At 48.0% G+C, this 16,209-nt stretch carries 22 protein-coding genes; 5 read left to right on the plus strand and 17 right to left on the minus strand.

Annotated features, from left to right (window positions below):
- Window positions 1-1,223: 1,223 nt before the first annotated feature.
- Window positions 1,224-2,753 carry a replication initiation protein gene (locus ACXAGR_RS09775; RefSeq protein ID WP_474849693.1) on the plus strand — a complete coding sequence of 510 codons (1,530 nt, stop codon included), beginning with the start codon at window positions 1,224-1,226 and terminating at the stop codon, window positions 2,751-2,753.
- A 36-nt stretch (window positions 2,754-2,789) separates the two neighbouring features.
- Here the strand turns inward: ACXAGR_RS09775 and ACXAGR_RS09780 are convergent, their stop codons facing one another.
- The 10 genes from ACXAGR_RS09780 to ACXAGR_RS09825 form a co-directional block, all read right to left on the minus strand.
- Window positions 2,790-3,692, minus strand: coding sequence for a hypothetical protein (locus tag ACXAGR_RS09780; protein WP_474849695.1), 903 nt, complete (start codon window positions 3,690-3,692; stop codon window positions 2,790-2,792).
- A 75-nt stretch (window positions 3,693-3,767) separates the two neighbouring features.
- Window positions 3,768-3,968, minus strand: coding sequence for a hypothetical protein (locus ACXAGR_RS09785; RefSeq protein ID WP_474849697.1), 201 nt, complete (start codon window positions 3,966-3,968; stop codon window positions 3,768-3,770).
- A complete protein-coding gene (locus ACXAGR_RS09790) occupies window positions 3,965-4,372 on the minus strand; it encodes a hypothetical protein (protein ID WP_474849699.1) in 408 nt (135 codons plus the stop codon). Before ACXAGR_RS09790 ends, ACXAGR_RS09785 begins: the two co-directional genes overlap by 4 nt.
- Before the next feature lie 115 nt (window positions 4,373-4,487).
- Window positions 4,488-5,252, minus strand: coding sequence for a hypothetical protein (locus ACXAGR_RS09795; RefSeq protein WP_474849701.1), 765 nt, complete (start codon window positions 5,250-5,252; stop codon window positions 4,488-4,490).
- 99 nt (window positions 5,253-5,351) lie between these two features.
- A complete protein-coding gene (locus ACXAGR_RS09800; RefSeq protein WP_474849703.1) occupies window positions 5,352-5,765 on the minus strand; it encodes a hypothetical protein in 414 nt (137 codons plus the stop codon).
- A 93-nt stretch (window positions 5,766-5,858) separates the two neighbouring features.
- On the minus strand, window positions 5,859-6,371 hold the full coding sequence (locus ACXAGR_RS09805) for a hypothetical protein (RefSeq protein WP_474849705.1): 513 nt from the start codon (window positions 6,369-6,371) through the stop codon (window positions 5,859-5,861).
- 226 nt (window positions 6,372-6,597) lie between these two features.
- Window positions 6,598-6,975 carry a DUF6283 family protein gene (locus ACXAGR_RS09810; protein WP_474849707.1) on the minus strand — a complete coding sequence of 126 codons (378 nt, stop codon included), beginning with the start codon at window positions 6,973-6,975 and terminating at the stop codon, window positions 6,598-6,600.
- A gap of 70 nt (window positions 6,976-7,045) precedes the next feature.
- Window positions 7,046-7,441 carry a hypothetical protein gene (locus tag ACXAGR_RS09815; RefSeq protein WP_474849709.1) on the minus strand — a complete coding sequence of 132 codons (396 nt, stop codon included), beginning with the start codon at window positions 7,439-7,441 and terminating at the stop codon, window positions 7,046-7,048.
- A gap of 29 nt (window positions 7,442-7,470) precedes the next feature.
- Window positions 7,471-7,965: a hypothetical protein gene (locus ACXAGR_RS09820; RefSeq protein WP_474849711.1), complete on the minus strand. Its 495-nt coding sequence runs from the start codon at window positions 7,963-7,965 to the stop codon at window positions 7,471-7,473.
- Between the two features lie 371 nt (window positions 7,966-8,336).
- The gene (locus tag ACXAGR_RS09825) at window positions 8,337-8,810 is read right to left on the minus strand and encodes a hypothetical protein (RefSeq protein ID WP_474849713.1); all 474 of its coding nucleotides are present in this window, start codon (window positions 8,808-8,810) and stop codon (window positions 8,337-8,339) included.
- A gap of 144 nt (window positions 8,811-8,954) precedes the next feature.
- On the opposite strand from ACXAGR_RS09825, the gene ACXAGR_RS09830 reads away from it, so the two are divergent.
- Window positions 8,955-9,509 (plus strand): NUDIX hydrolase, encoded by a 555-nt coding sequence (locus ACXAGR_RS09830; RefSeq protein WP_474849715.1) that lies wholly within the window; start codon window positions 8,955-8,957, stop codon window positions 9,507-9,509.
- Window positions 9,510-9,563: 54 nt separating this feature from the next.
- On the opposite strand, the gene ACXAGR_RS09835 is transcribed toward ACXAGR_RS09830, so the two are convergent.
- Complete coding sequence (locus tag ACXAGR_RS09835; protein ID WP_474849717.1) at window positions 9,564-9,860, minus strand: hypothetical protein; 297 nt, start codon at window positions 9,858-9,860, stop codon at window positions 9,564-9,566.
- Between the two features lie 196 nt (window positions 9,861-10,056).
- Here ACXAGR_RS09835 and ACXAGR_RS09840 point away from each other — a divergent pair, with 196 nt between their 5' ends.
- Window positions 10,057-10,503 (plus strand): hypothetical protein, encoded by a 447-nt coding sequence (locus ACXAGR_RS09840; RefSeq protein ID WP_474849719.1) that lies wholly within the window; start codon window positions 10,057-10,059, stop codon window positions 10,501-10,503.
- A gap of 3 nt (window positions 10,504-10,506) precedes the next feature.
- Here ACXAGR_RS09840 and ACXAGR_RS09845 read toward each other — a convergent pair whose 3' ends face one another.
- Complete coding sequence (locus ACXAGR_RS09845) at window positions 10,507-11,127, minus strand: hypothetical protein (protein WP_474849721.1); 621 nt, start codon at window positions 11,125-11,127, stop codon at window positions 10,507-10,509.
- Between the two features lie 140 nt (window positions 11,128-11,267).
- Between ACXAGR_RS09845 and ACXAGR_RS09850 the strand changes: the two genes are divergently transcribed.
- Window positions 11,268-11,816 carry a YgjV family protein gene (locus tag ACXAGR_RS09850; RefSeq protein WP_474849723.1) on the plus strand — a complete coding sequence of 183 codons (549 nt, stop codon included), beginning with the start codon at window positions 11,268-11,270 and terminating at the stop codon, window positions 11,814-11,816.
- 213 nt (window positions 11,817-12,029) lie between these two features.
- Window positions 12,030-12,572, plus strand: coding sequence for a YgjV family protein (locus ACXAGR_RS09855; protein ID WP_474849724.1), 543 nt, complete (start codon window positions 12,030-12,032; stop codon window positions 12,570-12,572).
- Between the two features lie 493 nt (window positions 12,573-13,065).
- On the opposite strand, the gene ACXAGR_RS09860 is transcribed toward ACXAGR_RS09855, so the two are convergent.
- The 5 genes from ACXAGR_RS09860 to ACXAGR_RS09880 all read right to left on the minus strand — a co-directional run bounded on the left by ACXAGR_RS09860 (window position 13,066) and on the right by ACXAGR_RS09880 (window position 16,181).
- Window positions 13,066-13,521: a hypothetical protein gene (locus ACXAGR_RS09860; RefSeq protein ID WP_474849726.1), complete on the minus strand. Its 456-nt coding sequence runs from the start codon at window positions 13,519-13,521 to the stop codon at window positions 13,066-13,068.
- Between the two features lie 109 nt (window positions 13,522-13,630).
- Window positions 13,631-14,560 (minus strand): SPFH domain-containing protein, encoded by a 930-nt coding sequence (locus tag ACXAGR_RS09865; protein ID WP_474849728.1) that lies wholly within the window; start codon window positions 14,558-14,560, stop codon window positions 13,631-13,633.
- 121 nt (window positions 14,561-14,681) lie between these two features.
- Complete coding sequence (locus tag ACXAGR_RS09870; protein WP_474849730.1) at window positions 14,682-15,146, minus strand: hypothetical protein; 465 nt, start codon at window positions 15,144-15,146, stop codon at window positions 14,682-14,684.
- A 46-nt stretch (window positions 15,147-15,192) separates the two neighbouring features.
- Complete coding sequence (locus ACXAGR_RS09875) at window positions 15,193-15,753, minus strand: hypothetical protein (protein ID WP_474849732.1); 561 nt, start codon at window positions 15,751-15,753, stop codon at window positions 15,193-15,195.
- A 134-nt stretch (window positions 15,754-15,887) separates the two neighbouring features.
- On the minus strand, window positions 15,888-16,181 hold the full coding sequence (locus ACXAGR_RS09880; protein WP_474849734.1) for a hypothetical protein: 294 nt from the start codon (window positions 16,179-16,181) through the stop codon (window positions 15,888-15,890).
- Window positions 16,182-16,209 lie beyond the last annotated feature (28 nt).

A 16,209-nucleotide genomic window follows, 5' to 3' on the forward strand; every position in this document is an offset into this window, starting at 1 on the left:
CAGGGGTTCATATATCTCAGATTCGGTGAATTTGGTGACTAAAGGTGGCTGAAGGCGCTATGAAGGCTTTCGATGCCAGTGCTGCTGAGGGCTGTAGGGGTTTTATGACCAGAAAGATCGGTCAGGGGGTTCCTGTATCTCAGATTCGATGAATTTGGTGATTAAAGGTGGATGAAGGCGCTATGAAGGCTTTCGATGCCAGTGCTGCTGAGGGTTGTAGGGCTTTTATCACCGAAATGATCGGGCAGGGGTTCATGTATCTCAGATTCGGTGAATTTGGTGATTAAAGGTGGCTGAAGGCGCTATGAAGGCTTTCGATGCCAGTGCTGCTGTGGGTTGTAGGGCTTTTATCACCGAAATGATCGGGCAGGGGTTCATGTATCTCAGATTCGGTGAATTTGGTGATTAAAGCCACTATGGGATGCGGTTCTGTGACGCGAGGTCTGTGTCGTGGTGAGTAGGGCGCTTAAATGACCAATATGATCGGTCTGGCTGGTATCTTCTCTCTTGTTTGTTCCGATCTGTGCCTGATAATGACGCCGGATCTAGCTTGTTTGGTCATTAAAGTCTTTCTGTGCAGGTTGGAGTTCTTTCAGAGCGGCTTTGCGTGATAATCATTTGCCTCTTTAATGACTGGTTTGATCGGATTGTCTTGCAGTTCTTTATCTCGCCTGTCGCAGGTGACTAAATTTGTGTAATTTGGTCTTAAAAGTGGTGTTGTGCGTGGAGAGAAATCTCGTCAAGGCCAGTTTCGGTGGAGCTTTCAGGAGTTTTATGACTAAAATGATCGGCTGGGTGAAACTGTATATCGCATTCGAATAATTTGGTCATTAAAGTGGGTGGAGGCTTGTGGAGAGGTCGGTATACGCCTTATCTGGCAAGACTTTGATGACCAAAACGATCAGGTTTAACGAGAGAGCCTCTGGTTGCGATCCGATGAATTTGGTCATTAAAGTGATTTACTCATATTGCCTTCATTATAAGAAGGTCAGTAAATATGGGGGCTGTAGGGCTTTAGTGACCAAAATTATCAGTTGTCAGGGTATCGATTCGGTTGGCAATGAACACCCCCTTTTGTCACCATATTGATCGGAGAAAACAGATCAAAAAGGGGATTAAAGCAAAAAAGTCAGATCTAAAAGGGGATAAAATCCAAGTTTGATCTTTCATGATCGCAATAGATCTCATAAAGTGACTTAAAAATGAGCTTAGGGGAGCAAGCTGTGACAAAAACAGTGACCGATGCAGTAAAAAAACCAAAACAAGAATTTCTGCCAAAGGAAGTAAGCACTATCAAGGAACAGCTTTCTTTAGACCCTAATGAAAGGGTAATGAATAAAAGTGTTGCTCTTTCTGGTCTGTCTGCCCCTAACTATACGCTAAGAATGTTTAAGGCCGCTCACGTTATCACCTTCTTTGTTGTTGAAAACTTTTTGTTACGCAACCCCTCATTCAATCATCGCAGCCTTAGTACACTTACTGAAGACTATTTAGAAGGGGCTGTGACCACCTTCGATATCCCCGAGTCTGTACTAATGGAAGCCATGGGCTATACCGATAAGAAAAAGTATTACTCAATGACTCAGGTGCTTACCGTCTTTGAAGAGCTGTCAAATCAGACGCTACGGTTCGACACGCTGGGCGTAGCTCTGAGGAACGGAGATACACAGGAGTGGAACGGCTTCACGAAGCTTATCAGTAGTGTTAAGAGGATTAGGGGAGCATTCAGAATACACGTACCCCCTGCAATGACTTATCGTATCCTGAATCCGGAAACATCGCTGTCAGTAAACTTAAGCTCAAATGGATATACAACCCGTTACGCCCCGCCTTTGTATGAGTCGTGTCTGTATTATTGGCAAAGCGGAAGGACAGTTACCGACTACTTTGACCTTGATGAGATCCGCGCCATGTTCGGGGTTTCCTACCGCTCCTATGGCAAGCTTAACGAGAAAGTGATTTCTGTGGCCATCAACAACATCAACGATGCGCCGGAGATGGAGTTTCATTTAGAGAAGGAAGAGGAGTTCAGCAAAACCGGAGGCAGGCCTTCAGTGGTTGCCGTGAGATTCAAAATCACTCGGAAAGTAGGTTTTGAAAGCAAAAATCGTGAACTGAAGAGAGATGTGGCGCTCTCCACCTATAAAACAGAGATGGGTGCTTTCGGGGTTGCGCGTAATCAGCTGGATGCAGTTGTTGATGAATCCCGCACTGAAGATGGTTCACTTTGTATGCCTTATCTTAGTTGGTGCATTCGTCGGGGGCGTGAAATGCACGCTTATATGAAGGCCGTCCAGAAAGAGAAGGATGAGGACAAGACCTTCAACTACGGTGGCTGGTTCCGCAAGCATATCATTAATGCCGCCAAAGACGACTGGATGCGTAGTCACGCCCTTTTTGAGACCTATGCGACCCAGAAGATACCCAGTTACTCTTCAATGAGCTACGAGGACAAGAATCGCGTTCTGGAAGATCTGAAGGAGACGGCGAAGGACGGTATTACAAATGAGTACATCAGTTTGCTGTCTGATAGCGGGTATGCGTTCTTTGTCGAGCAGTTTCAAGCGTTTCTGAAGATGCAGGACAGAAGGGAATATGAACAGCTTGTGGTCAAGAAAGCCTACGGTCAGGGGATAGCCGACCTTAATGATAAAGGCCGGTACTCTGTGAAGCTGTATCTGGATGCTATTGAAAAGTTATTTACCGCCGAGTCTTACGAAGAATATCTGAAATATCATGAAATGCGGATTTAGTGGATGCGCCAGCCATTAAGGCTGGCGCAGACTGGTTTAAAACGACTTTACTCTTTCTACTTCCGCAATGTGTTCCTCGCTGGATAGAATTGCACCACACAACTTTTCGAAGTGACGATAGTACGTGTTGAGATCATCTATGATTTTCTCGGAGGTTCTTCCAAGCCGGATAGCTCCGGCAGGTAAAGCGAAGATGACGCCTAAACAGATGTAACCCAGTATAATGGCTGCGTCGTGATCCCATTTGCTGTTAAATCTCAAGTGGTTATGCTCCATAATCACCGAGAGGATGAGGGAAGCGACTATTACCAATAATATAGGGTAGAAATAAGCAGCGTGATATCTTCTGGCCCATTTTCGATGCAGGCTAAGCAGCGTCGAATTAAATCTGGGCAAGGACGGAATATAGATATCTATATTTTTGTTAAAGATCCCGTAGTAGAAGGAAAACGGCATGATGAAAAATATCGGCAGTAAGTACCACGGTGAACCTGAGAAATAGTAAATCAAGTTGTGAACAATCATCACAACGCCGATAGTAAGAAGAAAATTCCAGACAAGATTTACAGGGGGAACAAGATTGGGGAGTTTGTAGCTCCACAAGCATTGGTCTTCAGGGGATTGGTTAATGAACGCACGGGCCTTCGTTGTCTCATTAACCGCCCACACCGGTCTCTCTGTGTCGTAAACCATAGTCAGGACGTGTCCTTCGCGGATATCCAGAGAGTCCGGAATGGTAACAGATGTTTCCCCACGCTCGGTCAGTATAAAAATACGATGATAGTGGGATTCAGATACACTGACATCAGTATAGGATCTAAAATCTCCGAGAGTGTACCGCGTTGGAGGAGTGTAAGATGCCGTGGTGGTCGAAGAAAAGTGAGAAACTTTTTTTCCCTGAATGGCAACCACCTTACCCGTGAGTGTAGTCACTTCCATATTTAACCTTTTTGATAGTCGTCGAGTATTGTTGTTCTACGCCAGCTTTATACTGGCGTAGTTATTAATATCACTTCAGTCTTGCTCTACATGCTTGATGTTTACCACTGCCCCGCCCACGCTGATGTCGTCGGTAGACAGTGCGCCATTTAAGCGCTCATTTTCGATAGCTTCAGACAGGTTGTCCCGCATTGACTCTTCATCGATAACGCCATCGTCCTCCACTGACTCGTAGGGGATGGTAACTTCAAACGTAATGACCTTCGTGTTGCTCATACAGGCTCCTTGGATGCAATTTTATAAGCGGGTTCGGCGAAGTCGTAAGGTACAGGGACATCGCCATCCATTAACCATAGGCTGACGAACATGCTGTTCGTCAGCAGGCATATCTCCACCTGATACACTTTTCCGAAATTAAGTATCCGGCGCTTTGCTGAAAGCGGTTCCGAAACCGACAAATCGTCCTTTCTCAAGGCTTCAGATCCGACGAATGGTAACGCAATAGATTTGTTATGACTTGCCAGCTCAGGGTTTTCGAAGCGAATGGTTGCTGTCGCTGACTTTTGTTCGCTATCGAGTTCAAGCGAGACGGTAAAGCCGTGAGAGTCACCGGACTCTTTGACGACAAAACCCAGCGGTGCTGTTGTTACATTGATTTGTGTAAATGCTGGAATACTCATCTATCACCTTCTCAGTCAGAGATTTAATAATAACACAAGTGAGTAAAAAGTCAATAGGATAAGGTTTTAAATAATATACAGGTGTACTCTGAGGCACACCTTTAGTGTGCCGATATCAGGCGCGGCACCGGCCACGGGGAGCGGGGGTGTTGGCGATCTGATCAACGAGTTCGTTAACCATCACGCCTCCCTCAGATTTGAGGCGGGCGATGGCTGCGGTGCGCAGCATCTTGCTGCACGCTCCACGAAGTTTACTACTGCCTTCACCGCCTTGACGGCACTGGGTCATGAGATTTTCGTATTCGCGCAGTGCATCACCGCTAAGCAGCAGTTCTGGCTTGAGCATGTCAGGCTGAGTGACGCCGCTCATAATGCTGCGCACAGTATCACGATTAAAGTGATCTTCGAGTTCTCGGCTTATCACCGAGTTTGCCGCCTCTGTCAGCTCACGCTTGATGGCAGCTTCCTGCTCAACGAACCTTTCGGCCACCAGCTCACGCGCCTGATTATAAGCGGCAATTTGCTGCTCAAGATCACGGCCACGTCGTGCAACTTTTTCAGTGACGAAAGCGTTAAGGGGGTGAGTGTCCAGATCTGCGTTTATCAGCAAAGCGCCTAAGATGGTTTTAGCCTGCTCAGCCTCGGCTGTATCACCAGCCTCTTTCAGTGCTTCAATCAGGGACTGCTGCACTGAATCCTTGAAGCGAACAGCCACGCGGAGTTTGGCTTTTTCAAGATACGCATCACGAAGAACAGGGTTTTCAACCATGTCAGCTGTCATCTCGTCAGGCAGGAATACCTCAAAAGAGAGGTCGTTCTCAGTCAGCTTTCTGGCCAACTTCACAAGTGTGCCGCGATAAGTAGATTCAGCGATAAACATAAAAAACAACCTCTTCATTCTTGATTTTCATATAATAACATAAAATATCACATGTGTCAATATAAGTATGTAATTAACAGTCCTTGCCTCACCTTGAAATCAAAAGGATGCAAACTGGTTGACGCTGAACTCAACAGCTTCGTTAATGCAGGAGGCGTATTCTTCGTGAGAGAACTCAACTGTGCCGCAGGTTTTTACCTCTTTCAGCAAGTGCGCAGCTACATGGTCGCTAATAACCAAGAGGGGTGCTTGCTGAAGTGTTTCATTCATCAGGCCACTCAGCAGGGTTTTGCCTTCACTTGCATCTTCGGTGATGAAGGAAGTCAGCTCCACGTTTCCATCATTGTTTAGCGTTCGGTTCCAGATGATGCGCAGGGGTTTCGCAGGCACCGCGTTTACGGTTTCTCCGGCGATAGTCAGAGGGATGCTGCCTTCGCGAGGCTCAACAGAAACGGACTCAAAAATAGCAAAGAATGCCAAGCTTTTAGGTAGTGCGTTAATCAGTGTGTGCATAATTATGTATCCTCTCTCAGTCAGTACGGATATAATATCACTGGCGATATTAAATGTCAATACCTATAAGGAGATTAATGCTTATCCCGCACACTAGGAGTGTACGAGTAGCGTGGAATGACAATCGAGGCTGCGACTATCCGGCCTGTGTCCGTAAGGTAAGTGCTTATAGTTAAAGCTCTGGGCGTCTGGAAGCGTGCTGAGCGTTACAGCGTCATGGCCATAGGCATCTTTACGGGTCACTACAATCGCGCTTCCAAAGCGCACTGCCTCCCCCTGTGGCGGCATGATGTGGATATCCAGCTGGAAGGTTATGCTGTTGTCGGTATTGCTCAACGGATTGGCTTTAACCACATTGTATGCAATGTCAGCAGTAAACAGGATCTGCTCTATCGCTGCCCGATGGTCATTAACGATATGTGAAGGATACTTAGGAGTGTCGGATAATGAAAACACAGCATCTGGCGCATAGCCTTTCTTTTTGAGTAGCGTTTTCGCGCCCTGAATCGTCAGGCTGAGGGTTGTGGTGTTAAACACAGCCACCAGCCACATACGCGGTGCGTTGGTGTCCAGTCGCAAGGTATCTATATCAGGCGTCTTTTTCACGGCATTCCTCAGAGGTCGGCGCTGTGATAGAAAATGTGCGGGAGGTTTTCCGCGCACTGCGGCAGTGCTGTGCTGGGGCTGCATTTTTCGCAGATCCAGCCTTTGTACTCATACATGTAAGCAGGTGAGTAGGAGACGCTGTAGGGTGGATATCTCTGTTCGCGCTCAAACTTTTCCCACGCGAGTCGTCCTTTGCCGGACTTCGGTTTTTCGGTATAAATGCCTTTCACGATTTCTCTTCCAATGCTTTTTCGTAATCGGCCAGCATGTCATGCAGATTGTCGTACAAATCCATTCCTGCGCAGTTCTCTGTTAGCTTCTGCATGTCGACATCATTCTGCGACACAAACAAGCGGGCGTTGATATTTTGCATGCCTTGCTGATGCATGTATCCGGCGCAGGCATATTCCTTGCCCTGTTTGCTATGGTGGCACGCCATAATGCGGAAGAAACCATCGGCCTCGGGCATCTCTCTGGGAGGCACCGTAGTTCTGGCAAGGTTGCGCATCATGTTGATGTCAAAATTAGGGATCGCCGACCCGCCCGCAGGGTTAGCTTTACGCCAAGGGCAGCTAGGACAGGGGGTTGATTCGCAATTTTTCATCGGTTAACTCCGGATAATGAACTCCGGATATCCGGAGCTGGCTCCGGATATTGTACACCGGACATGACCATTAATCCTCGAAAAACTCAGACCGGTAGACAGTGAGGGTGTCCAGATTGATGGCGGCAGCGTGGGAAGCTTCCCAGAAATCGAACACGATCTCATCATCCTCAAATGTCGCCTCAAAGGACAGTTTGTCGCTGAATCTCACGGTCAGCGTGTCTTTGCTCAGAACGCTTGTCAGCGTGTCTCTGAAGTCATTAATGTCCGTATCGCCATCAAGGTTAGCGATAAGTGCCTGTGGTTGCAGGTGCTCATCCTCAAAGGTCAGTCGGAGTGTCGGGTGGTCGATATTGTCAGCAAAGACACGAAAGATAAACGGACGGCCACTGACGGTGGCGGTACAGCGAAACCCTACTTGGTTCTCGCTCTGCTCGATAACCGGTTCTGACAGGCTGATTTTCATAGCTATGTTCCCTGTGTGTGATGAGGCGCTTATCGCGCCACGCTGTCTGACTTCAGTTGCGCATTCAGGTACAAGGCCTTGCGTTTCAGTACCTCGTTTCTCGCTGAGATATCCGCTTTGTTGTAGTGGATAACATCAACAGGGTCGCCCTTGAGTCGGGCTTCAGCATTAATCTGAGTGAAAATGTCGATTAAATCGAATTTCGACGGGTTCACAAAGTATTCTTTGATGAAGTTGGTCAGTATGCCATCCTCGTCCCGCTCAAAGATTGCGGCCTGAACAGAATACTGGCGAATCTCGTCAGTATGGTTTGCAATGAAGCTCACAAACAGCACCATAGGCTGAGGCTCGTCACGGAAGATGAACTCAATCATGTCCAGCTCCTGAAGCGCGGCGGTGACATTATAGGTATCACTCAGAGCAGGGCTGATAAGGGATTCATTTTCTTGATTCCACGCAGCAACAGCATGTGCAAGTGCCTGTGAGGCGGGGGCGGAGTCGAAAATTCTGGCGGTAGCAGTCATGTATTTTTCCTCTCTCAGTTGATGTGATTATAATAACACAAACGATAAGAATAGTCAACTGAAAAAGCAGTGAGGTTAACGTTTTTTGCAAGAAAGAGAGCGCGGCGAATTTACTATTGACAATTTTCCGCGCTTATTTAACTGAGACTTACAGGATATCCGGTAAGTTATTTTTCGTAATCAGAAAACAAGAACCTTTCTGCATTGTTTTTGGCTATAGCGCGGATTTGACTAAGTACGACAGCATCCACGTCAAGGCTGCGTATCAGGTTGCGGCCATTTCCCGAGTGAATGATCTTTTAGTTGCTCTGTCTTGGATAGCCAAGTATAAAGCGAGATGCTCTTGGCTCAGAGCATCTCGACAGACTGACTTACAGACCGATGGTGCGAACGATGTATTCGTCGTACAGGTTGGAGAAGAAGCCGTCTGCATTGGCGTTGAGAGCATCGGCCAGCTCGGTGAGCTTGGTGTCCGCGATATTTTCATAGAGCCAGTCAGCAAGCTCCTCCTCAGCCACGATTTCATCATCCGCATGCCACATGCTGTCCTCATAGTATGTGACAGTGCAGTCGTTAGGAAGCAGGTTATGGTTGCGCAGAACCTCTTCCATCTGCTTGCCTTTGTACTGACCTCGCAGTGCATCGATAAGATGCTGGAATGCTTCTTCCTCTTCCAGAGTCAGGCTGAAGTCTTTAGGCACCACGCGGGCGTCGTCCACGTTGATAAGGGCAACCTTACTGCCGACAGGTTCTTCAGTGGAGGTCGCATCCTCGGCGTAGCCACCAAAGCCGTCAGTAGCGTTCCAGAAACCTTTGGTAGGGCTAAAGATAACATTCTCAGACATTGCATTCTCTCTTCTGTGATTGAGGGGTTATAATAACACATGTGATTATTAATGTCAATATTATAAGTTGAGGTATGAAATATTTTGTTCGCTTTTTGTGTTACAATGCTGTGTATAAGTAACGGCATTCATTATGGAGTATTTATGGGAAAAGTATATGCAACAGGCCAAGCTGCAACAGGCCAAGCCTGCGAAATAGCGGAAATGCAGATGCAGGAGGCGACAGATGTGGCCGTAGGAGCGGTGATCATGAGTAAGGCATCCGGAAAAATCTTACTTGGCAGACGTTCTGATATTGTCGAGATGCCAAACGTACTGGGTATTTTCGGTGGCCGTAAAGATGATTACGAGAGCGGTGAGGAAGCGCTGGAGCGTGAAGTGCTTGAAGAGGTCGGGTATCCGCTTTTTGGCTACAAAGAGCGTATAGCGCAGTATTACGATCCAGCCCGTCAGTTCCTTTATGAGACGTATATCGCGCTGGTGGATAATGACTTTGAGGTGCAGCTCAATGACGAGCATACCGAGGCAGTGTGGCTGACGCTGGCTGAGGTTGATAACATTGCGCCTTGTGATATTCATCCGGCCTTAAAGGCCACGCTGGACAATCAGGCGGTGCATGAGCATATCGGGCGGTTTGCAGTACACTGGAGTCAGGATAATGAACAGAAACAGGAGAATAGTTGGGAAAACAGCTTCTGAATGAGGTTGGCTGATGCAATGCTGCATCAGCCACAGACCGGAGTGAAGTTCGGATCAGGCTGCGTTACGCTTTCGCCAGTTTGATTCCACCTGTCCCAGCTTAATACCGTTGCAGTCAGCCGACTTTTCCAGTTTCGCCAGATCCAGTCGCGATACGCCGAAGCGGGTTGCCTGCGCATGATAAGCAGCGTTTGTATCTTCAGCAGCAGCGTAACACAGGGCGTTCAGAGCTGATTGGGTAATGCTACGCACAGAAATTGTCTCATCCGTTGCCGAGGCAGTGGCTGTAAAGGACATTGAGCAAGCGGCGGTCAGTACTGCGAACATGATATTGCGAGAGTGTGATTTCATATAGAGCTTCCTTATGGAGTGGTCTTGCGTTTCAGTGAGGTTATAATAACACATATATAAACAATGTCAACAAAATAAATTAAATCATTTTCTTGTGCGATTTGTGAGCAGTCAGATAAGTGTCGCCTGTCCAAGGTAATATCACCCGTGATACTATTTAGAAAAGCAAAGGCTTTTGGTATTTATGAGGTATTTTATGAACAGGCAGTTGCAGGATTTTGTCCGCGCCAGTAACGCGGTCATCGCCGCAGGGTTAATATTTAAAACAGAATGGGACAAGCAAATGGAAAGGCTTGAGGATAAATGCATCAGTGCGGATAAAGCGGAGTACGCTGACGCCAAACAGTCTATCCAGCTTACTGCACTGGATACGATGCAGACAGTGGGTCGGTCTTGTCGCAGTATTCAACTATCCGGTTGTCCGGATAACCTGACAGAAGATATGTATAAACAGGTGATGATAGTAGCGGAATCCGTCAGAACGCTGAGCTGCATGGACAGTGCTGAGTACGATGTGATTGCTGCGCCAGACTATAACGTGATGAATACGGCCTTAAACAGCGTGAGGGCTATCCGAGAGAATGCAAAGCGGCAGGTGTTCGGGTTATCCCCTGTTGATCCAGAGCGAGGGCTGTCCATGTGACGGTCAGGTGTGGCTTTCTGACAGCGCCATATCACCTTCTGTCTGGTAAATTTCTTCCAGTACTTTCTTTCTGTACAGTCTTGCCATGAGCAGAGAGGTAGCGTACACGCTGATAGAGAGTGTAGTCGGCAGAGAAAACAGGATAAACAGCGCTCCCACGCCCGCCCCGATGGCGGTATACAGTGCATCCATCTTTGATTTAAACAGTGAGTAACTGGCTTCGCCATTGGTGACAAGGCTGTCTACCTGCGTCAGGACAGGTCGCATCAGCAGGTTAGAAGATACGATAAGTACCGTTGCGACAGGCAGCAAGATCTCCGGTGTAACATTAAGGCTTACCAGCAGATATCCGACCACAGAGAGAAATTCCATTGCCAGCGATACGCGGAAGGTGCGAAGCGGACTGGATACCGCAAATTTTCCCAGCGCAGGGACGAACAGTACCAGTGCGAAGAAAGAGATGGCGTAGTCTTTCAGGATCACGCCCTGCACGCCGAACTGACCGATATAAAACGTTGCGGTCACAGCCACCAGCATCGTATTCACGAACAACAGGAAAAACGCCATGATCTGTTGATTTTTGCGTAGGGTGCTCAGTGATGTAAATTCGGAAATAATGCTCATAACGCCCCTCATTCAGTGAGGTCATAATAACACAAATAATAGTAAAAGTAAATAACTGATTAAAATATACGGCGTTTTATAATTAAAACTCTGTATAATAACGAAGCGCGTTGCGCTCACTGAAAATTGTAAGGGTATTTATGGAACAGGATTTAATTTATTGGCTGGCGCAAGCCGTGGGTGCGCTAGGGGTCGTAGCGGGGATCTGGGCGTCGGCACAAAAAGAGGATAAGCGACTCATAACAGGCTTTATGATCAGTAATATTCTGGTGGCAATACAGATGATTGGTCTTGGCGCTTTTGCGACGGCGGGAGCGAGTGTTGTGAGTTCTGCGCGGCTGTACTTTGCATCAAAAACCCAGCGTACTGATATCATGCTGGTGTTTATGGCGGCACTGCTTGTGCAATGGTTTTTCGTCGGTAAGTCTGTAGAGCTTTTCCTTGTTGCAGGCTCTCTGATAAGTACGTTTGGCTATTTTAAACTACAGGGCGGCTGGCTGCGCCTGTCACTGGTGCTGATGAACTGCTTCTGGTGTCCTGTGCTGGTGTATTACGACGCCTATTTGCCTGCGCTTTTCTACGGCATTAATAGCCTATTGATGCTGCCTGTCATCCGGCAGGACTGGCGAGATATGATGCGAAAAAATAAACCATCCCCGACAGGATGTAAGGGTGCTGCCACAGATTAATATGTTGTATGATTACACAGCGCAGCTGGACTGCGATTTGGTATTTAGGTGGTTGATCGTGCGCCTGTGCGCTTCTCTCACACGTTTGCGGCCTCATGGCTGCTCGGTGAAATGTACTCTCGGCATTAGGTCAGTCGGGGGAGTTGCAGAGCGCCTTGGGGCGTTCTTTATTCTGAAGGTGTTTTGCGTCAGGATTAAAAAGGTATTTAGATTATGGAACTGAGTTTTTTGGTAGCGCAAGTGTCGGGCTGTCTTAGTATCGCGGCAGGAATATGGGCAGCGGGTCAGGTAAGTGACCGACGACTCATCTGGGGGAATGTCATCTGTAACATGCTGGTGGCCTTGCAGATGGTATTGCTGGGGGCTTATGCCACAGCGATAGTCAGTGTCTTGGCTTCAATACGCTTGTTTGCAGCTGACCGGACGTCACGCACCGATGTCATGCTATTTTTTATGGGATTGATGCTGGGGCAGTGGATGCTGGTGGGTCGGATGGACGAACTGGTGCTGATCTTGGGCATGTTATTGTCTACTTACGGCTACTTCAAATTGCAGGGCGCGAAGCTCAGGGTGGCACTAGTTATCATGAACGTGCTGTGGGTTCCGACGATGCTTAGTACAGGTGCATATCTGTATGCTGCCTTTTGTGCCTTTGTCAGCGTGCAGATGACATGGATTGCTTACAAAGAGATATCAGGAAGAGGTGCCGAACCAGCCACGGAGACTGAGAGAGAGGTGTCGCTGGCTCGGCAATAGGGGCTGCACCGAGAAAGTTGACTGAGAGAGTCGGTGCAGCATTAAGGGGCGGACTACATCAGTGCGATGACTGAGAGGGTGACTGATGTAGTCCTAAAAGGTCGCCTTACCCTGCGCCCGATTTACAGGAGCTTAATCGGCAAGCGATTTACGCCTACCAAAAGGGTAAGACTCAGACCGGTGTGCGCGTTCAGTCTGCGCACTGGGTAGTAGTAATGCTAAAGGGTTATAGCTTCTAGCAGGACGGATAAATCGACGTCCCGAACGTCTCTGTAAAGCGCTATCAGTTTAAATAAAATGAAAGCAATGACTAAAGCTGCTGCTGTTAACCACATACTGCTACCTCGTATTGGTGCAAGTGGCCGAAGCCACCCGCTTTGGGTTGAGTCTGTGAGGTAAGGAGCACTCCCTACCTGATGACTCAATATTATCACATCAAAGCTATTTGTCAACACATTTTTCGAAAAAAATTTAGAAATTGTCAACTAAATAGTTATTCGCCGCTGTTATAGCTGTCTAGTGAGAAACGGTGGGCATAGGCTAGTGTCTCGTCCGAAAACTCACCCAGTGGCACCACGGGTTCGCCGCCAGCCAAGACTTGTTCATACAGGGCGTGCAGCTCAAGGGGGGAGATGACGCCAAGCTGGCGTTTTCCGATCCCGTCCATGTAGCAGGCGTAGATGCGGCGTGGCGCATCATCCGGCTCGACATTCAACTTGCTTGCGATATCGAAGCTTGTGATGTCTCCTGCTCCGGCTTTTCCCAGTGTTTCACGCCATAGTTCCAGCAGGAAGTCAGAAGGTGCAGCGAAAAAACTTTCGTATTTTCCGTCAATGAAACCGCCACCTGCGAACAGGTAGTGTGTCGCATCTTTTTTTGCAGACAGGCTGCTGAAAAGCATAGCAGGCGTGAGGGTGTATTTAATCAATGGAACATGGATGCGTGACATGCTTATATACCTTCTGTGTAATTCAGTATGAATATAATAACACACATGATATTTAATGTCAATAAAAATAGCCTCGATATGAGGCTATTTAATGAATGGCGGGTAAGTCTTATTTTGTGCCATTGTCCGGTTTGGCTTGCTTGGCTGACGCCATCATTTGTCCGGTAAGTGTGGCCTGCATCGGATCGATGGTGCGACTGCCTTCCTGTCCGGATTGTACAATCACCATGTTTCCGTATTTGGCCGCAGAAATCATGGCGTCCTGCGCACTGATGTCGGACATAAACTTAATGGCGATATCAGCTGGGATGCCGCCCGCTACCATTTCCTGAACCGCTGCGGTGGTTTCGGCAGCAAACTGCTTACGGGCTTCACCGATTTTCCCCAGTCGGATCTTCACGGCTTCACCGTCAGCCTGTGCGTCACCGGTTTTGGTGATGCGAATGGTTTCGGCGCGGTCAGTGGCGGCTTCTTTTTCACGCTTGGCGATAAGTAGCTCATTGTTCGTGGCTTCAACGGCTGCGGGGAGTTGTGGCTCATCACAGGTGACGTCTAAGATCTTAATGCCGTAATTTTCCATGTCGGCCACCAGCGCTTGTTTGATTTCTTCCCGAATGTCGTCTTTGCTGCTGAATACTTCGTTAAGCGTCATGCCATTTACCACGCTGACAGCGCGGTCTGTCGCGAGGGAGTCCATGTCTTGGGTGTAGCTTTCCGTGTTGTATACGGCCTTATATGCCTCAGAAACATTTCCGGAAATACTGTAGAAGATTTTAATACCCAGTGTCAGGGTGGTCTGATCGCCCGTTTTTACGGTGAGTGAGACGGGGTGTTGATTTCGTCCGGTATACTCGGACGTATCGACTTTGGTGATAAAGGGAATTTTAAAGCCAATACCCGCATCAAGTGTTTTGTTGTATTTTCCAAACATAGAGATGAATGTCAGGTGTTTTTCTTTGGTAAATACGATACTGCTTGCTAAGGCGCTAAGGCCAAATACGCCGATGGGGATTAGGGCAAATTCGATAGGTAGTGGCATTAATAATACTCCGTAAATAAAGCGCAAGATGCGCGGTGGGAGGATTATACATAGTCTATTATAATAATAAAAGTGACTTTTATGAGTGAAGGTGTCTATTGACACCTTCGCATCATTTCGGTCAGCTGGCCAGCTGGTATCCGTGTTGCGCGAGCCGGTGAAGCGAAATGCTGACACTCTCTCTGTATCCACGGGGCATGCCTGACACGCTGAGCGGATTGACAGCGTTGCCGATATTTTCCGGATCACGAATGTCGTTGGCCTGAAAGGTCAGTACCTTGTCGAGACTGAGGTGGTAGTCAAAGCGGGCAACTTTGGCCTTGCCTTCCGGCGCAGGTGTGGTGCGGCGAAAGTGATTATCCACCACATCATCAATCACATAGCGGCGGTAGCCTGCTTCGAGTTCCTCTATGGTCAGTGGCAGGTTTCTGTCCAGTATACCTGCCAGAACCGGTAACATATAGTCTGGATCGCCACACAGTCCCAGCTGTGCTTCAGATACGCCTGTTGGCGTTTCGATGGTGATACGCGCTGGGATCTTGATGTTGCGTGATGCAGGTGTTTTCTGCGAGAGTGATTCTGTCATGCGAGTCATTCCTTTTGTGAGTGTCTGAAGGAGAGCGAAGAGCGGCTTACGTCGCACTCGCATGCGCTTGGCATTGCGTCAGAATGTCGTAGCGAAGAACAGCTTTCAGATGATTCGCAAACCAGCGGCGGATAGTTTCTTTGGATTCAAACTGAAAATCCAGTGCTGTTGCGCTTTCGAATTTGAATACCGCTGATGCCAGCTCCCCGGCATGCTCAAGCAGCATGTGTGCGAGGGTGACACTTGGCAGGTAAGGTGCAACTTTAAACAGGGACTGGTCAGGGCGCATCGCTAATGTGGTGACGCTAAGTTCTGCGTTGTGATTGAAGTCTGTCAGGTAAGGCATTATCACCTCAGCGTGACTCGCATCCAGCAACAGGAAATCAACTGCTATGGGGTTGTTGATGTAGTGCGTGCAGGTCGTTTTGAGCCACTCCGCCCACGCTTCTGCGTCTTTGGAATCAGGGATAATGGTCTTTGCGAACAATGGCAGCAGACCCACGGTCATCCAGTGCGCGATGGCCTTCGCGTTATCCATAAGTGCAACGTCACAACCATTCGCTTTCATTGCAGCATTGCGAAGCGCTTCTTTTGTTAGTCTCAGCATTTGTATTTCCTCTCTCAGTTGATATGATTATAATAACACAGATATTATTAAAAGTCAACTGTAGAACAGGATAAATCCCGTGAAACATCAGGAAGGCGAGCGAGCTAAGTGGAAAGCAATAGAGTGATAGTCAGTCAGGTCGCAGAGACCTGACCTTCTGACCATGCTTTATAGTCTCCATCGACCTTGGCACTCATCCATTCGTTGATGGACGTGGTGGTGTACTCAGGACTTTCCAGCCATGCATTCAGCACCTGTTCGGCGTATTGTGTAATGGTCTCTTTTGACCATAAAGATTGCCGCGCAGCCCGAGGTTCATTTGGAAGATCGAGTACTGTGATAAGGATATTGGCTTTACAATATGGATGTGAAGCATCCTGACCTAAGCGCTTTGCGAGCAAGGCCAGTATCGTGTACCGAATAGCCATGATGGTGACGCGCTTTTCTGAAAGCATG

It is taken from the genome of Alteromonas sp. ABH4_457 (assembly GCF_056160625.1).

What these genes read in the sequence shown, in the direction of transcription:
- ACXAGR_RS09820 (WP_474849711.1), bottom strand. Translation starts at nt 7,965, where the DNA reads ATGACTGCTACCGCCAGAATTTTCGACTCCGCCCCCGCCTCACAGGCA.
- ACXAGR_RS09865 (WP_474849728.1), bottom strand. Translation starts at nt 14,560, where the DNA reads ATGCCACTACCTATCGAATTTGCCCTAATCCCCATCGGCGTATTTGGC.
- ACXAGR_RS09880 (WP_474849734.1), bottom strand. Translation starts at nt 16,181, where the DNA reads ATGGCTATTCGGTACACGATACTGGCCTTGCTCGCAAAGCGCTTAGGT.
- ACXAGR_RS09870 (WP_474849730.1), bottom strand. Translation starts at nt 15,146, where the DNA reads ATGACAGAATCACTCTCGCAGAAAACACCTGCATCACGCAACATCAAG.
- ACXAGR_RS09810 (WP_474849707.1), bottom strand. Translation starts at nt 6,975, where the DNA reads ATGAAAAATTGCGAATCAACCCCCTGTCCTAGCTGCCCTTGGCGTAAA.
- ACXAGR_RS09790 (WP_474849699.1), bottom strand. Translation starts at nt 4,372, where the DNA reads ATGAGTATTCCAGCATTTACACAAATCAATGTAACAACAGCACCGCTG.
- ACXAGR_RS09860 (WP_474849726.1), bottom strand. Translation starts at nt 13,521, where the DNA reads ATGTCACGCATCCATGTTCCATTGATTAAATACACCCTCACGCCTGCT.
- ACXAGR_RS09845 (WP_474849721.1), bottom strand. Translation starts at nt 11,127, where the DNA reads ATGAGCATTATTTCCGAATTTACATCACTGAGCACCCTACGCAAAAAT.
- ACXAGR_RS09840 (WP_474849719.1), top strand. Translation starts at nt 10,057, where the DNA reads ATGAACAGGCAGTTGCAGGATTTTGTCCGCGCCAGTAACGCGGTCATC.
- ACXAGR_RS09800 (WP_474849703.1), bottom strand. Translation starts at nt 5,765, where the DNA reads ATGCACACACTGATTAACGCACTACCTAAAAGCTTGGCATTCTTTGCT.
- ACXAGR_RS09850 (WP_474849723.1), top strand. Translation starts at nt 11,268, where the DNA reads ATGGAACAGGATTTAATTTATTGGCTGGCGCAAGCCGTGGGTGCGCTA.
- ACXAGR_RS09855 (WP_474849724.1), top strand. Translation starts at nt 12,030, where the DNA reads ATGGAACTGAGTTTTTTGGTAGCGCAAGTGTCGGGCTGTCTTAGTATC.
- ACXAGR_RS09780 (WP_474849695.1), bottom strand. Translation starts at nt 3,692, where the DNA reads ATGGAAGTGACTACACTCACGGGTAAGGTGGTTGCCATTCAGGGAAAA.
- ACXAGR_RS09835 (WP_474849717.1), bottom strand. Translation starts at nt 9,860, where the DNA reads ATGAAATCACACTCTCGCAATATCATGTTCGCAGTACTGACCGCCGCT.
- ACXAGR_RS09795 (WP_474849701.1), bottom strand. Translation starts at nt 5,252, where the DNA reads ATGTTTATCGCTGAATCTACTTATCGCGGCACACTTGTGAAGTTGGCC.
- ACXAGR_RS09875 (WP_474849732.1), bottom strand. Translation starts at nt 15,753, where the DNA reads ATGCTGAGACTAACAAAAGAAGCGCTTCGCAATGCTGCAATGAAAGCG.
- ACXAGR_RS09785 (WP_474849697.1), bottom strand. Translation starts at nt 3,968, where the DNA reads ATGAGCAACACGAAGGTCATTACGTTTGAAGTTACCATCCCCTACGAG.
- ACXAGR_RS09830 (WP_474849715.1), top strand. Translation starts at nt 8,955, where the DNA reads ATGGGAAAAGTATATGCAACAGGCCAAGCTGCAACAGGCCAAGCCTGC.
- ACXAGR_RS09825 (WP_474849713.1), bottom strand. Translation starts at nt 8,810, where the DNA reads ATGTCTGAGAATGTTATCTTTAGCCCTACCAAAGGTTTCTGGAACGCT.
- ACXAGR_RS09815 (WP_474849709.1), bottom strand. Translation starts at nt 7,441, where the DNA reads ATGAAAATCAGCCTGTCAGAACCGGTTATCGAGCAGAGCGAGAACCAA.